The 14,159-nt window shown below is 68.2% G+C and carries 15 protein-coding genes; 12 read left to right on the top strand and 3 right to left on the bottom strand.

Annotated features, from left to right (window positions below; translation table 11 throughout):
• From MFF22_RS06385 to MFF22_RS06400, 4 genes are all read left to right on the top strand, one after another.
• Entirely contained in the window at positions 1-903 is a 903-nt protein-coding gene (locus MFF22_RS06385; protein WP_238248142.1) for an SMP-30/gluconolactonase/LRE family protein, read from the top strand.
• Entirely contained in the window at positions 900-1,802 is a 903-nt protein-coding gene (locus MFF22_RS06390; RefSeq protein ID WP_238248143.1) for a VOC family protein, read from the top strand. Before MFF22_RS06385 ends, MFF22_RS06390 begins: the two co-directional genes overlap by 4 nt.
• 104 nt (positions 1,803-1,906) lie before the next feature.
• Positions 1,907-2,812 carry a prolipoprotein diacylglyceryl transferase gene (lgt, locus tag MFF22_RS06395; protein WP_370877536.1) on the top strand — a complete coding sequence of 302 codons (906 nt, stop codon included), beginning with the start codon at positions 1,907-1,909 and terminating at the stop codon, positions 2,810-2,812.
• Positions 2,809-3,885, top strand: coding sequence for a class I SAM-dependent methyltransferase (locus MFF22_RS06400; RefSeq protein WP_238248144.1), 1,077 nt, complete (start codon positions 2,809-2,811; stop codon positions 3,883-3,885). The genes lgt and MFF22_RS06400 overlap by 4 nt, the downstream gene beginning before the upstream one ends.
• A gap of 48 nt (positions 3,886-3,933) precedes the next feature.
• Here MFF22_RS06400 and MFF22_RS06405 read toward each other — a convergent pair whose 3' ends face one another.
• Positions 3,934-4,122, bottom strand: coding sequence for a hypothetical protein (locus MFF22_RS06405; protein ID WP_238248145.1), 189 nt, complete (start codon positions 4,120-4,122; stop codon positions 3,934-3,936).
• Between the two features lie 135 nt (positions 4,123-4,257).
• Between MFF22_RS06405 and pgeF the strand changes: the two genes are divergently transcribed.
• From pgeF to MFF22_RS06420, 3 genes are all read left to right on the top strand, one after another.
• Positions 4,258-5,040, top strand: a complete 783-nt coding sequence (pgeF, locus tag MFF22_RS06410) for a peptidoglycan editing factor PgeF (protein ID WP_238248146.1) — start codon at positions 4,258-4,260, stop codon at positions 5,038-5,040.
• 247 nt (positions 5,041-5,287) lie between these two features.
• Positions 5,288-6,190 carry an outer membrane protein gene (locus MFF22_RS06415; RefSeq protein ID WP_238248147.1) on the top strand — a complete coding sequence of 301 codons (903 nt, stop codon included), beginning with the start codon at positions 5,288-5,290 and terminating at the stop codon, positions 6,188-6,190.
• Positions 6,191-6,389: 199 nt separating this feature from the next.
• Entirely contained in the window at positions 6,390-7,175 is a 786-nt protein-coding gene (locus MFF22_RS06420; protein ID WP_238248148.1) for a DUF2076 domain-containing protein, read from the top strand.
• A gap of 92 nt (positions 7,176-7,267) precedes the next feature.
• On the opposite strand, the gene MFF22_RS06425 is transcribed toward MFF22_RS06420, so the two are convergent.
• On the bottom strand, positions 7,268-8,053 hold the full coding sequence (locus MFF22_RS06425; protein WP_238248149.1) for a L,D-transpeptidase: 786 nt from the start codon (positions 8,051-8,053) through the stop codon (positions 7,268-7,270).
• Positions 8,054-8,348: 295 nt separating this feature from the next.
• Here MFF22_RS06425 and MFF22_RS06430 point away from each other — a divergent pair, with 295 nt between their 5' ends.
• The 5 genes from MFF22_RS06430 to MFF22_RS06450 all read left to right on the top strand — a co-directional run bounded on the left by MFF22_RS06430 (position 8,349) and on the right by MFF22_RS06450 (position 13,108).
• Complete coding sequence (locus MFF22_RS06430) at positions 8,349-9,053, top strand: protein phosphatase CheZ (protein ID WP_238248150.1); 705 nt, start codon at positions 8,349-8,351, stop codon at positions 9,051-9,053.
• A gap of 48 nt (positions 9,054-9,101) precedes the next feature.
• A complete protein-coding gene (gene uvrC, locus MFF22_RS06435) occupies positions 9,102-11,159 on the top strand; it encodes an excinuclease ABC subunit UvrC (RefSeq protein ID WP_238248151.1) in 2,058 nt (685 codons plus the stop codon).
• 64 nt (positions 11,160-11,223) lie between these two features.
• Complete coding sequence (gene pgsA / locus MFF22_RS06440) at positions 11,224-11,823, top strand: CDP-diacylglycerol--glycerol-3-phosphate 3-phosphatidyltransferase (protein ID WP_238248152.1); 600 nt, start codon at positions 11,224-11,226, stop codon at positions 11,821-11,823.
• A 63-nt stretch (positions 11,824-11,886) separates the two neighbouring features.
• Positions 11,887-12,138 (top strand): MoaD/ThiS family protein, encoded by a 252-nt coding sequence (locus tag MFF22_RS06445; protein WP_238248153.1) that lies wholly within the window; start codon positions 11,887-11,889, stop codon positions 12,136-12,138.
• 259 nt (positions 12,139-12,397) lie between these two features.
• A complete protein-coding gene (locus MFF22_RS06450; protein ID WP_238248154.1) occupies positions 12,398-13,108 on the top strand; it encodes a ribonuclease activity regulator RraA in 711 nt (236 codons plus the stop codon).
• Between the two features lie 84 nt (positions 13,109-13,192).
• Here the strand turns inward: MFF22_RS06450 and senB are convergent, their stop codons facing one another.
• Positions 13,193-14,143 (bottom strand): selenoneine biosynthesis selenosugar synthase SenB, encoded by a 951-nt coding sequence (senB, locus tag MFF22_RS06455; protein ID WP_238248155.1) that lies wholly within the window; start codon positions 14,141-14,143, stop codon positions 13,193-13,195.
• Positions 14,144-14,159 lie beyond the last annotated feature (16 nt).

Here is a 14,159-nt window from a genome sequence, read left to right on the forward strand (position 1 = left end):
ATGGAGCGGTATGAACTGACGCAGGATCGCTTCAAGCGGTACGTCCTGCCGAACGCCGAGTTGGAGAAGCTCGCCGAGGGTTTCCGCTGGACCGAGGGTCCGGTTTGGTTCGGGGACCGCGACGAGCTCCTGTTCTCCGACCTGCCCAACAACCGGGTGATGCGCTGGAGCGAAAGCGGCGGCCTCAGCGTGTTCCGCCGCGACAGCGATTTCGAGAACGGCCACACGCGGGATCGCGAAGGTCGGCTCTTGTCGTGCTCGCACAGGGGCCGGCGCATCCATCGCACGGAACTCGACGGAAGCATCACGTCGCTGGTCGAGCGCTATCAGGGCCGGCGCCTGAATTCCCCCAACGACATCGTCGTGAAGTCCGACGGCACGATCTGGTTCAGCGATCCACATTACGGCATCCAGACCGACTACGAAGGTGGCAAGCAGGAGCCAGAACTCCCCGCTAGCGTGTACCGGTTCGATCCCCGCAGTGGCGTGCTGACCGTCGTCGCCGATGACTTCCAGGGCCCCAACGGCCTTTGCTTCTCCCCGGACGAGCGTCTCCTCTACATCGTGGAAACCGGCCTTCAGTTCGCGAAAGACCCGGTGCAGCACATCCGGGTCTTCGACGTGCAGGATGACGGGCGGCTGACCGGCGGGCGGGTGTTCTGCACCATCTCCCCCGGCAATGCCGACGGCATACGCTGCGACGAGGATGGTAATCTCTGGTCGAGCGCAGGCGATGGCGTGCACTGCATCGATCCTGGCGGGGAGCTGATGGGAAAGATCCTGGTGCCCTCGACGGTGGCGAACTTCACCTTCGGCGGGCGGAACCGCAGCCGGCTCTTCCTGTGTGCCTCGCACTCGGTCTACGCCATCTTCACGAACACCCGCGGAGCGAGCCGGCCGTGACCGGCGTCCTGGCGATCCTCCGCTTCGACCGCACGGTCGCCGACCTCGTACGGACCGAGGCCTTCTACCGGGATGCCCTTGGCTTCGTGCGACAGGCGCCGCCGGAGCCCCTGCCCCCGGCGGAGGCGCAGGCGCTCGGCCTGTCCGGGTTTGACGGCCGGCGCCTTCGGATGGCGCTCGGTCATCAGCAGGTGTCATTCCTGGCGCTAGACCCTCCGGGCGCCCCCTACCCCACCGATTCGGATGCCACCGATCCCGTGTTCCAGCACCTCGCCATTCCCGTGCGCGACATGGCGAAGGCCTTTGCCCAGCTTTCGGCGCATCATCACGCGCCGATCAGCCAGGGCGGCCCGCAGGTTCTGCCGCTGTCGTCGGGGGGTGTGGCGGCCTACAAGTTCCGCGACCCGGACGGGCATCCCCTCGAGCTGATCCATTTCCCCGGCGGCGAGCCCGCTGAGCGCTGGGCCGGGGCGCCGGGCCTGTTCCTCGGCATCGACCATTCGGCCATCACCGTGACGGATCTCGACGCGGCCATCGGCTTCCTCGGCGGCGCGCTCGGTCTCACCGTCTCGGAGCGGGGCCTGAACCGGGGCCCGGAGCAGGCGCGGCTCGATGGGCTGGCGGATCCCGTGGTCGACGTCATTGCCATGACGCCGCCCGATCCGGCTCCGCACGTGGAGTTGCTCCATTACCGGGAGCCGCAGCGGACGCAGAGCACGCGAGCGTTCGGCCCGGCCGATTGCGCGAGTACGCGCTTCGTCTTTGCGGTGGAGGATCCGGCGGCCCTCGCGGAAACGATTGCGCTGAGCGGATTCTCGGTGCGGATCACAGCCGATGAGACGGCCTGCTACGCCAGCGGCCCGGACGGTCACGGCTTCGTTTTCCTGCGGCAGGGCTGACTGCTCCCCCCTCCCCTTCGTCGCCGCGTTAGCGACGACGTGTGGAAGGCTCGGGCTTGACGCCGGGGGCCGGTGGCGCCACTCCCCCCGCGGAGACCCTGCCGATGCCGATCCTCGCCCTGCCCTTCCCGGCGATCGATCCCGTCGCCATCGCGATCGGGCCGATCACCATCAAGTGGTACGCCTTGGCGTACATCGCCGGCTTGATCGGCGGGTGGTATTACGCCCGCCGGCTCGTCATGGCCGACCGCCTCTGGGGCGTCGTGAAGCGCCCGGTGCCGACCGATATCGATGACCTCGTGGTCTGGGTGGCGCTCGGCGTCGTCCTCGGCGGACGCATCGGCTACGTGCTGTTTTACAATCTGCCGATGTACATCGCCGATCCGATCGAGATCCTGGCGATCCGCAACGGCGGCATGTCGTTCCACGGCGGGTTCCTCGGGGCCATCCTCGCCTTCCTGCTCTTCGCCCGTTCGAGGGGGCTGAACGGCTATACGCTCCTCGATATCGGGGCGGTGGTGGTGCCCATCGGCCTGTTCTTCGGCCGGATCGCGAATTTCGTGAATGGCGAGCTGTGGGGCCGGGTCGCACCAGACTTCCCCTACGCGATCGTCTTCCCGACCGGCGGCCCCGTTCCGCGACACCCGAGCCAACTCTACGAGGCGGCGACGGAGGGGCTGCTGCTCTTCATCGTCATGGCGATCGCGGCCCGGCGCTTCGGGTTCCGCAAGCCCGGTCTTCTCGGCGGCATCTTCGTCCTGGGCTATGCCATCGCCCGGACGACCTGCGAGTTCTTCCGGGAGCCGGATGCGCAGCTCGGCTTCCTCTTCGGTGATGGGCTCGGCCCGATGGGTGGTGGCGTGACCATGGGCATGCTGCTCTGCGTCCCCATGGCGCTGGTGGGTCTGACCTACATCGTTCTCGCCGCTACCGGCCGGACCCGACCGAAGCGAACCGCCGCCGCGGCCGACCCGACGCAGGAGGCGCAGGCGGCGCGCGCCAAGGCGTGACGCCCCTGGGGCGGGAGATCGCGGCGATCATCCGCGAGACAGGTCCCATCGGGATCGACCGTTACATGGCCCTCTGCCTGGGCCACCCGGCCCACGGCTACTACCGCACACGTGACCCCCTCGGCGCCCGGGGCGATTTTACCACCGCCCCCGAGATCACACAGATGTTCGGGGAGTTGATCGGCGCCTGGGCGGCCTGGGTCCATCGGGCGATGGGAGCGCCGGAGCCCTTGCTCCTCGTCGAGCTCGGCCCGGGCCGTGGCACCCTGATGGGGGATGCGCTGCGCGCGCTGGCCGCCGCCGCGCCCGGTCTGCGCGTCGCTCCCCACCTCGTGGAGACCAGTGGGGTGCTGCGTCAAGTGCAGGAGCGGAGACTCGCCGGGACCGCCGCGACATGGCACCCCGGCCTCGAAAGTGTCCCGGACGGGCCAGCAATCATCATCGCCAACGAGTTTTTCGACTGCCTGCCGGTACGCCAGTTCGTCCGGGCGGGCGATGGCTGGCACGAGCGTCTGGTCGGCATCGGCGCCGACGGCGCCCTGGCCTTCGGCCTCGCCCCTGAGCCGACCCCGGGAATCGCGGCCGAAGCCGCCGACGGTGCGGTGGTCTCGGTGCCGGGTGTCGCGCTCGATACTGTGAGGGCGATCGCCCGGCGTGTCCGCGACCAGGGCGGCGTCCTTTTGGCGATCGATTATGGGCATGTCGAGCCCGGTTTCGGCGATACGCTCCAGGCCCTAGCAGGGCACGCCTTCGCCGATCCCCTGGCCGCCCCCGGGGAGGCCGACTTGACCTGCCACGTGGATTTCGCGGCGCTGGCGCTTGCGGGCCGCGAAGCGGGTGCCGCCATCCACGGACCGGTGAGCCAGGGCGACTTCCTAACCGCCCTGGGGCTGCGGGAGCGCGCGGCGCGCCTGAGGCTCCGCGCGGACGATGCCCAAGCCGCCTCCATCGACGCCGCCGTGACCCGGCTGACGGATGACCGCCCCGAAGGGATGGGGCGCCTTTTCAAGGTGATGGTGCTGTCCGCGCCGGCCCTCGACGGACTTCCCGGCCTGCCGCCGGCCATAGTGTGACACGCGGTCGAGGCCCCCGCGATCCGGAGACCGCGGGGGCGCAAAAGGTCAGCCTTCGAAGGAGCCGAAACCGCTCGTGATCGGCGTTGCCGGCTTCGTCTGTCCTTCGGAATCCTTGTCCCGGATCCCGGCGTCGGGAGCGGGGTGGCCGTCCCACGGCACGGGGGGCGTCAAGGCGCCCGGGATCTTCGGCGGTGCGGGATCCCTCGGCCGCTCGTCTTCGTCCGTCTTCCGCATGGCGGTCCTCCTCGGAAGTGGCTCCGGCCGCAGCCGGCGGCGCCGCACGAATGCGGCACCGCAACATGAGTATCACATCGCCAGGGCCTGCGCCTTAGGATATCGGGGCGACCGGACCCGAAGGAGATCGAGGACATGACCGTAGGCCAGTTCATCGAGGCGCCGGAATTGTCCTCCCACGGCGGGATTCGCCACGCCTTCTTCACCCGAAAGGGGGGCGTCTCCGAGGGCCTCTACGCATCGTTGAACGGCGGCCTCGGCTCCAGCGACCGACAGGACCACGTCGCCGAGAACCGCCGTCGGATGTGCGAGGCCCTCGGCTTGGAGGGGGATCGCCTCGTCAGCCTGTATCAGGTGCATTCCGCCGATGTCGTCACCGTCGAGGCGCCGTTCCCCCAGGGCGAGCGCCCGAAGGCCGACGCGATGGTGACCGCGGTGCCCGGGGTCGCGCTCGGGATCGCGACCGCCGATTGCGGGCCCATTCTTTTCGCCGATCCCGACAACGGCGTGATTGGCGCGGCTCATGCCGGATGGAAGGGGGCCCTCACCGGCGTCATCGGCGCGACGGTGGCGGCGATGGAACGCCTCGGGGCGAAGCGCCGATCCGTCGTCGCGGTGCTGGGCCCGACGATCAGCCAACCGAACTATGAGGTCGGCCCCGATTTCGTGGCTCGGTTCAGTGCCGAGGCGCCCGGGATGGAGCGTTTCCTCGGTCCGGGGCAACGGCCAGGACACCGGCAGTTCGATCTGCCGGGCTACATCTTGGCCAGACTGGCGGAGGCGGAGGTTGGAGAGGCCGCGGCGCTCAACGCGTGCACATATGCCGACGAGGAGCGCTTCTACAGCTTCCGGCGCACGACCCACCGGAATGAGCCCGATTACGGCCGGCTGATCTCGGCGATTACCCTCCTGCGTTGACCGGCCCGCATCACCCACAGGGGTAGGTGCGACAACTTGTCCGGGACAATGCCGCAAAAAAAGCGTGGCAGCAATCGAACCTTGACCATTCGGGCGCGTTTAGAGCGTCAAGGAACCGGGGAAAAGGTGAGCCGCCGTAAGGGGCCGCGGAAGCGGTTGGTGGCATCGCAGAGCGCAAAGCAACCTCGGAACCGCTGGATCAACCAGTTCGGAACGGCCAAGCCGATCCGTCAGTGAGGACCGTAAGATGACTGCTTTCCTTCGCGCCACGACCGCCCTCGTCGGGCTGGCCGGCATGACCGTGGCCGCCTCGGCCGCCGACCTTCCGCGCCGCGCTGCGCCGCCGCCGGTGTTCACGCCGGTGCCGGTCTTCACCTGGACGGGCTTCTACGCCGGTTTCAACGCCGGTTACGGCTTCGACGCCTCGTCGACCCGCGCCCCGACCGTCGTCGGCGTCTCCCCCGCCACCGGCATCTTCGCCGCCGGCAACGTGCCGACCACCGGCGTGCTCGCCTTCTCCAACCGCAACAACAACGAAGGCTTCGTTGGCGGCGGTCAGATCGGCTACAACTACCAGTTCACCCCGGGTTCGGGCGTGGTCGTCGGTATCGAAGCTGACGCCCAGTACGTCGACTTCGGCGCCCAGCGGAACCGCTTTGCCTTCGCCGCTCCGGCCGGCTCGTCGATCGTCCCCGGCACCCTCGTCTACAACCCGAACGGCCTGTCAGGCCTCGACTACTTCGGCACCGTGCGCGGCCGCCTCGGCTACGCCTTCGACCGCACCCTCGTCTACGCCACGGGCGGCTTCGCCTACGGCTCGGGCGGCGGCCGTCAGTTCGGCACCGGCGTGTCCTCGAACGACTTCCAGACCGGCTACGCTGTCGGCGGCGGCGTCGAGTACGCTCTCCCGACCGAGTCCTTCCTGAACTTCTTCCACTCCTCGGCCGTCACGCTGAAGGTCGAAGGCCTGTACGTGAACCTCGACCGCAGCCGCAACGCGGCCGGCGCCTTCGCCACCAACGCTGGCGGCGCCACCTACGCCACCACCTCCCCGGGCGTGGTCCTGGTCTCCGGCCCGGCCAACACCCGCGCCTCGACCGAGTTCGCCGTCGTCCGCGCCGGCGTGAACTACAAGTTCGGCTCGTATTAAGCCGGACATCGCCGCGGCTCACGCCGCGGCACCTTCTCTACGGAAAGCCCGGCCCCACGGCCGGGCTTTTTGCGTTCCGGGTCGGGGCTGCGCATGAAGATTTTGCAATGCGCCCCTGACAAAGCGTCACCGCGATCCCATGTCCTGGCCTAGCCGCGCGGTCCCCGCCCGGCCGTGCGTTCGATCTCAGGAGGTCCCGATGAACAGCGAGGAACGCGATATCATCTCCGGTATCTTCCAGCGTCTGGAACAGGCACAGAGCCAGTCCCGCGACGCCGATGCCGAGCGGTTCATCGCCGATAAGATCCGCGCGCAGCCTTACGCCCCCTACGCGATGGCGCAGCTGATCTACGTGCAGGAAGAGGCGATCAAGAGCCTTAACCAGCAGCTCGAAGAGGCCAAGCGGCATGCCGCGCAGTCCTCCCAGGGCTCGGGCGGCGGCGGCTTCCTGTCGAGCATCTTCGGTGGCGGCGGCTCCCGTCCGCAGGAGCCCCAGCAGGGCTATCCCCAGCAGCAGCCGCAGCAGCGTCCGGCCGGGTCTCCTTGGGGCAACCAGCAGCCGGGCTATGCTCCGCAGCAGCCGGGATACCCGCCTCAGCAGGGCGGCTATCCGCAGCAGGGTTACCCGCAGCAGGGTGGGCCCTGGGCGGGACAGCAGCAGGCCCCGAGCCGAGGTGGCGGCTTCCTCGCCAACGCGCTTCCCATGGCGGCAGGCGCGGCGGGCGGAATGCTGCTCGGCAGTGCCCTGTCGAATGCCTTCGCCGGCGGCCATTCCTCCCTCGGCAGCGCGGCAGCGGCGGGGCTCGGCGGTGGTGGCGAGACAGTGGTGAACAACTACTACGGAGACGGTGACGCGGGCGGTAACCAGGATCTCGGCTCGGCCCTCGGCGGCGGGGATGGCGGCTTCCAGGATGCCGGCTGGAGCGACCAGGGCGGCGATTTCGGCGGCGACCTGGGCGGCGGCGACGACAGCGACTGGACCTGAACCGGCGCACGCGAAACCCTGGAACGGAAGAAGGCCCGGCTGCCCATGCAGCCGGGCCTTTTTTGTGTGAGCCCGATCAGATTGATGCCGCGTCAGAGGACCTCGACCCGCGTGCCCACGGGGACGCGCTCGTAGAGGTCGATCACGTCCTCGTTCATCATGCGGATGCATCCGGACGACACGTTCCGGCCGATCGTCCCCGGCTCGTTGGTACCGTGAATCCGATAGAGCGACGACCCAAGGTAGAGGGCCCGGGCGCCGAGGGGATTGGCCGGTCCGCCGGCCATGTGCCGGGGCAGATCGGGCCGCCGCGCGAGCATCTCCGCCGGGGGAATCCAATCGGGCCATTCGGCCTTGCGGCTCACCGTCTTCAGGCCGCTCCAGGCGAAGCCCGGCCGCCCGACGCCGATCCCGTAGCGGATTGCCCTGTGGCCGGGCTGGACAAGGTAGAGGTGCTTGGCATTGGTGTCGACGAGGATGGTGCCTGGGCGCTGCGGCCCCGCGAAATCCACTTCCTGCCGGAGGAACTGCGGATCCATCGCTTGGCTGACCCGGTAATCCGGCTCCTGCGGATAGGACCGTGAGGCGGGCTCGATGGGCTCCACCGGCGCGGCGTAGGGGAGCGTTGAGGCTTCGCCGTAGGGTGGCACCCGGTCTCCCGCGGTGATGGCCGCCTGCCGCTGCACCGCCCGGTTCGCCTGGGGCCAGGACCGGTTCGCGCCGTCGGATCGTCCCGTCACCAGATATTCGATCAGGCCTCCGCCATAACCGCCGGTCGGCGTGGCCTCGGCATACCGGACCTGCTGTGCCGAAGCCGGCCCGCACCACAATGCTGCGAGCACGATGCCCGCAGCCGTCACGACCCTTCCACTCCTCATCGCAGCCACTCCGCGGCGGACGTCATGTCCCGTAGAGGGGACCATCCGCCCCGAACCGTCGAATCGGGTGAAAGCTTATGGTGAATCGAAATCGATCAGTGACCAATTCACGGCAGGCCGTTCGCAGCATGAATCAACCGTGAATGGAGGTGTGGTCGGCCAATACGCGCTTTGACCGGGGCAAAAGCCAGAAGTTCGAGGCGGGGGAGACCTTTCGCGCGGTACGGTCACGGTCCGCTAATGGTTTTCGGTCCAAGCTGTGCCAATCGAGCAAGCGCAGGCCGTCAGCCCACCGATGAAGACCAAACGCTACCGTATCGAGCAGAGCCTGGGCCTTGACACGCCGGCTGCCATCGAAGTTCCCGCTGTCGGACGCAGCGACGAAATCCTATCAGCCATTGGCGAACTGCGCCGGATCATGCAGTCGAGCGCCAGCGAAACCGTGGAGGCCTGCCGTCGAGAACTCGGCGAGGCTTTCGCGATGCGCAGCGACCTCGACTCGATGAAGGAGGCGATCGTCCGGACGAAATCCGATCTGGCCGCCCTTCACCGGTCGGACGCCACAGGCAAGGGCATGCGGCGGGCCGCCGACGAACTGGACGCCGTGGTCGAATCGACGGAGCGGGCCACCTCGACGCTCCTCAGCGTGGTGGAGGACGTGGAGAGCCGGGCATCGATGCTGCGCTCGATGCACCTGACCGCCGATGCCCATCCGCATATCGACGCCATCCTCGAGCAGGTCATTCGCGCCTACGAGGCCTGCAACTTCCAGGATCTGACCGGCCAGCGGATCAACAAAATCGTCCAGGTGATGAAGTTCATCGAGGAGCATCTGGACCGGGTGATCTCCGCGTGGTCCGCCCTCGACAGCTTCCGCGACCTGTTGGCCGAGGGTCCGGCGCCGGTCGTCGATGACGAGAACGGCCTGCTGAACGGGCCGAAGCTCCCCGACGATCCGGGCCACGTCGATCAGTCGGACATCGACGCCCTGTTCGATTGAGGGCGACGCCGCGGTGCGCCCGGGCGCGAAAGCGCCTACATCTGGGGTATGAGCCGCAGAGCCCTCAACGACCTGCCCCCCGATACGTTCGACGACGGCCGTGCCGCCGAGGTCGAGGACGCGGATGAGCCGGACGTCTCGCTCACCGCCGAGCTGGGCGCCGAGATCGACTTTGATTTCGAGCCCGGCGCGGTGCAGGCGGGCACCGAGATCATCCGACGGTTCTGGTCGACCCTGCCTCAGACCCCCGGCGTCTACCGGATGTTCGATGCCAAGGGCGACGTGCTCTACGTCGGCAAGGCCAAGAACCTGAAGGCCCGGGTCGCGTCCTATGCCCGTGGTCAGGCCCATTCGAACCGCATCGCGCGGATGATCTCGCAGACGGCGGCGATGGAGTTCGTCACCACCGCCACCGAGACGGAGGCGCTGCTCCTCGAGGCCAACCTGATCAAGCAGTTGAAGCCGCGCTTCAACGTGCTGATGCGGGACGACAAGTCGTTCCCTTACATCCTGGTCACCGAAGACGGCCCGGCCCCGCAGATCGTGAAGCATCGTGGCGCCCGGCGGCGGAAGGGGAGCTATTACGGCCCCTTCGCCAGCGTGTGGGCGGTGAACCGTACGGTAAACGCCCTTCAGCGCGCCTTCCTGCTGCGCACCTGCAGCGACAGTTATTATGAGAACCGCAGCCGGCCCTGCCTGCTCTACCAGATCAAGCGCTGTTCCGGTCCCTGCACGGGCGAGATCGCGGCGGAGGATTACGCCGGGCTCGCCGACGCAGCGCGGGCCTTCCTGGCCGGCAAGTCGAACGCCGTGAAGGACCGGATGCGCACCGAGATGCAGGAAGCGTCCGAGGCAATGGAGTTTGAGCGGGCGGCTCGCTACCGCGACCGGATCGCCGCCCTCTCGGCGATCCAGGGGGTGCAGGGCGTCAACACGCAGGGCGTGGAAGAGGCCGACGTGTTCGCCCTCGACGAGCAGGCCGGGCAGTTCTGCATCGAGGTCTTTTTCTTCCGCAACTTCCAGAACTGGGGCAACCGGGCCTACTTCCCGAAGGCCGACCGGTCGATGAGCGCGGACGAGGTGCTCGGTTCGTTCATCGGGCAGTTCTACGACGACAAGCCGGCCCCCCGGGTCGTCCTGACCAGCCATCCGATCGAGGACGCCGAACTCGTCGCCGCCGCCCTGTCGAGCCGGGTCGACTACCGCGTGGAAATCCATCGCCCGGCACGGGGCGAGCGCCGGAACCTCGTGGATTATGCCCAGCGGAACGCGAAGGAGGCCCTGGCCCGCCGCCTTGCCGACACGGCGTCGCAGGGCAAGCTCCTGACCGCCCTCGGGCAGGCGCTCGGGCTCGACCGGACGCCCCGTCGGGTCGAAGTCTACGACAATTCGCACATCATGGGGACGAACGCCGTCGGCGGGATGATCGTCGCCGGGCCCACGGGCTTCATGAAGACATACTACCGCACCTTCAACATCAAGTCGGAGGAGCTGAGCCCCGGCGACGATTTCGGAATGATGCGCGAGGTGCTTCAGCGCCGCTTCAAGCGCCTGCTCAAGGAGGCCCCCCGCAACGCGGCCGAGGCCGCGGCGGCGGAGGATTCGGCGCCCGAACCCCTGCCCGAAGGCGAGGCCGACGGGGACGCCTTTCCCGCATGGCCGGACCTCGTTCTGATCGACGGCGGCAAGGGGCAGCTCGAAGCAGCCCGCACGGCCCTGGCGTCCATTGGCGTGGAGGACGTGTGCCTCGTGGGAATCGCCAAGGGCCGCGACCGGGATGCGGGGCGCGAGACGTTCTTCATCCCCGGCAAGCCGCCCTTCAAGCTGCCGCCCCGGGACCCGACGCTTTATTTCGTCCAGCGCCTGCGCGATGAGGCGCACCGTTTCGCCATCGGCACCCACCGGGCCAAGCGCAAGCGCGAGATGACCAAGAACCCGCTTGACGAGATCGCCGGCGTCGGCCCTTCTCGCAAACGGGCGTTGCTCCACCATTTCGGGACGGTGAAGGCGATCGAACGCGCGGCCTACGAGGATCTGGCCCGGGCTCCGGGCGTCAACGCGGCGACGGCCCGGGCCGTCTACGACTTCTTTCATGCCGGCGCCTGAACCCGGGCGCGAGAGTGGAGCCGAGCCGTTGACGGGATTGCCGCGCTCTGATTTCACGCCACCGATGAACGCCGTCCTCCCCCGGCGCCGTTCACCGGCATGGAACCTCGCGAACTGCCTCACCTACGGGCGGCTCGTCGCCGTGCCGGTGATGGTCGCCCTCCTGTTCTGGCCCGATTCGATCACCGCCCGCTCGGTGGCGTTCGTGATCTTCGTCGCCGCGGCGGTGACAGACTACCTCGACGGCTACGTGGCACGGACCTACCAGCAGAGTTCCGCCCTCGGGCGCATGCTGGACCCGATCGCCGACAAGCTCCTCGTCTCCGCCTGCCTGCTGATGCTCGCGGCGGACCACACCATCGCCGGCACCTCGATCTGGGCCGCCATCGTGATCCTCTGCCGGGAAGTGCTCGTCTCGGGCCTGCGGGAATACCTCGCCGAATTGAAAGTCGGGCTGCCGGTGAGCCGCATCGCCAAATGGAAGACGACGGTGCAGCTCATCGCCCTGGGCTTCCTCGTCGCCGGCCCGGCGGGAGAAATCGTTCTGCCGGGGACAGAGGTCATCGGCATCGCCCTGCTGTGGCTCGCAGCCGCCCTCACGCTGTGGACCGGGTACGACTATATGCGGGCGGGTATCCACCACGTCATCAACGATCCCCGCTGAGACAGTCGACGCTGCGAAGGCCGGTCCGACGCGATGGACGGCCAAGGCGGCCACGGGAACAGCATGAAGCTCGTCTATTTCGCCTGGGTGCGTGAACGGATCGGCCGGGCCGAAGAAGTGCTCGATCCCCCGCCGGAAGTGGTGACTGTGGCCGACCTTGCGGGCTGGCTCGCCGGCCGGGGCGAGGAATACGCCTATGCCTTCGAGAACCCGTCCATCGTCCGCGCCGCCATCGACCGCGTCCATGCCAAACCCGAGGCGCCCATCGCCGGTGCCGGTGAAATCGCTTTCTTTCCGCCGATGACCGGCGGTTAACGGATTTCTCGCCCGCCGCGGGCCGTCGTTCCACGATACCGGGGACATTGTGCATTGCCCTCGCCGCGATCGGCAGCGCTCAGACAATCCCAAACCGCCGACGTCCATCTCATCATCGTGTGGAGTACGGGCGGCGGACAGAATGACCGGATTGATCACGCTCGCCATCCCGACCGACCGGACCGGTCTTGCTGCTGCGGCATATTACTTTAGGAAAACTCCTCTCCATCGCCCAACGTCCTCCAGGAAGGGGTCGCGGATGTCGATTGACACGCGGATCGTCGAGACACTCTCCGGCGTCACCACCGCCACGATCACGACGATCCTGCTGAAGAAGGGCCTCCGCAACGTCTGGATGCGCGGAACCAAGCCCCTCCGGCCCGACCAGCCGCGGCTGGTCGGCCGTGCGTTCACCCTGCGGTTCGTGCCGGCCCGGGAGGATCTCGCCACGCCCGAATCGTGGTCGTCGCCGACCTCGACCCGCGCCGCCATCGAGGCGATGCCCGAAGGCTGTATCGCCGTGGTCGATGCGATGGGCGTGACCGATGCGGGGATCTTCGGCGACATCCTCTGCGCGCGCATGGCGAAGAAGGGCATCGGCGGCCTCGTGACGGATGGCGTGGTGCGTGACCTCGCGGGCGTGCTCGGCACCGGTCTGCCGGTCTGGTGCCAGGGCGCGGCGGCCCCCCCCTCTGTGGCGGGGCTCACCTTCGTGGCGTGGCAACAGCCCATCGCCTGCGGCGGTGTCGCCGTGTTCCCCGACGACGTGATCGTCGCCGATGGGGACGGCGCGGTCCTCATCCCCGCGGCCCTGATCGACGCGGTGCTCGAACTGGCGCCCGAGCAGGAGCGATTCGAGGGGTGGATCTGGGACGAGGTTGGCAAGGGCGCCGCCCTGCCCGGGCTTTATCCGCCGAGTGCCGAGAACAAGGCGCGGTACGAGGCCAGCAAGGGCAAAAGCCACGCCTGACCGCTCCGGTGGAGCAAACCGACTGGATGCTCGCCCTCCACTCGCTTCCTGGCCGTGTTCGACCGAATGGCGGCGCGAGCAGCCTCAGACGAGTTCTGCGACCAGTTCCCCGAGCTTGGCCTTTTCCCGCTCAGGCTGGAACAGCGGCGCCCGCGCGGCGCAGGCTGCGGCAAGGTCCGCGAGGAAGGTCGGATCGTCTTCCGCCCTCGCCAGCAGGGTTTCCAGGGCAGCCGTATCACTGACGGGGAAGTAGCCTGGATAGCCCTCGCCGAGGAGCCCGACAGAGCCGTCGATGCGGGAGGCGAGGACTGGAAGTCCGGACACCACCGCCTCCGAGATGACGTTCGCGCCCCCCTCCATATGCGACGACAACACCATCAGCCGGGCACGGGCCATGAAGCGCCGCACCCGCGCGGGGGGCATATCGCCGAGCCAGACATAACGGGGATTATCCCGCATCTCGGCAAGGGCGGCGTCTGCCCAGGCCGGATCGTGGGCCGCGCCGAGATGGATTACGCGGATCGCGGACGAGGCCGGCAACCGGCGGGCGGCCAGGGCAGCACGAAAGGGATCCTTTTCGGTGCGCAGGTGCCCGACCACGAGCACCTCGAAGGCGTCGGCGACGGGCGCCTCCCGCCTGGCACGGCCCCAGGCGGATTGGTGGATGATCCGAAGCTTGGACCGGAACCGTTCCGGGAGGGACTGGGCGACACGGTCGTGGAGCCCGATGAGGCGATCCGCCAGGGCCAGGGACTGTAAGGTCGCGGAAGGTTCGGTCTCAAGGAAATGGTAGAGGTCCGTCCCGGTGAGCGCGACGACGATGGGCCGTTCCGGATGATCCGATCGGAACCGGGCCACCGTCTCGGCGCTGCGCCACGCATGCAGGGCGATCAGCGCATCCGCTTCGGTCTCAGCCGGCGGATTGATCGCGACGTCGTGGCCCAGTTCCGTCAGGAAACGGGCCCAGCGGGTCGCGGTGGCACGGTTTCCGGTACGACGGGTCGCGGCCGTCGGTGTCGCGATGGTGATGCGCATATCAGGCCGAGTGGAT

It is taken from the genome of Methylobacterium persicinum (genome assembly GCF_022179525.1).
Lineage (GTDB): Bacteria > Pseudomonadota > Alphaproteobacteria > Rhizobiales > Beijerinckiaceae > Methylobacterium > Methylobacterium persicinum.